The sequence below is a fragment of the Brachyspira catarrhinii genome (assembly GCF_005518285.1).
Lineage (GTDB): Bacteria > Spirochaetota > Brachyspiria > Brachyspirales > Brachyspiraceae > Brachyspira > Brachyspira catarrhinii.
The window spans coordinates 1-427 of sequence record NZ_SJDU01000794.1 but is presented as its reverse complement, the minus strand read 5'-3'; the positions used below and the strand labels follow the sequence as shown (position 1 = coordinate 427).

Below are 427 nucleotides of genomic sequence, written 5' to 3'. Positions count from 1 at the left end.
CACGGCAGAGTTCATAAACCTATGGGAAAAGAGAAGATTAAAAAGAGAATTGAAAGAATTAAGAAATAGTCCTAAACATTCTTATAGCGTTTAAAATTATTAAAATTATGCAAGAGATAAAAAATAAAATAAAAAATATTATTTTTGATTTGGACGGCACTTTGATTGATTCCATTCCCGATATTCATAAATCGATTAATAAATCTTTGGAATATATTAACTTGCCCGAAATTCCTATAGATAATGTCCGAAAATATGTCGGAAACGGAGCAAGGATTCTTATAAAAAGAACTTTAAATTTTTTTGTCGGAAAATATGATAAAAAATATTTGGAAAGTTTGGAAGAGAAAATGTATAATTTCTATATTCAATATTATTACGAGCATTGCATTGACGAAACTTATTTATACGAAGGTGTATGCGATAC

Annotated in this window: 1 protein-coding gene; it reads left to right on the top strand. The window is 27.2% G+C overall.

Annotation, left to right across the window (positions count from 1 at the left end; all coding sequences use genetic code 11):
- Window positions 1–107 precede the first annotated feature (107 nt).
- A partial coding sequence (locus tag EZH24_RS13480) for an HAD hydrolase-like protein (protein WP_153227245.1) occupies window positions 108–427 on the top strand: 320 nt, incomplete at its 3' end.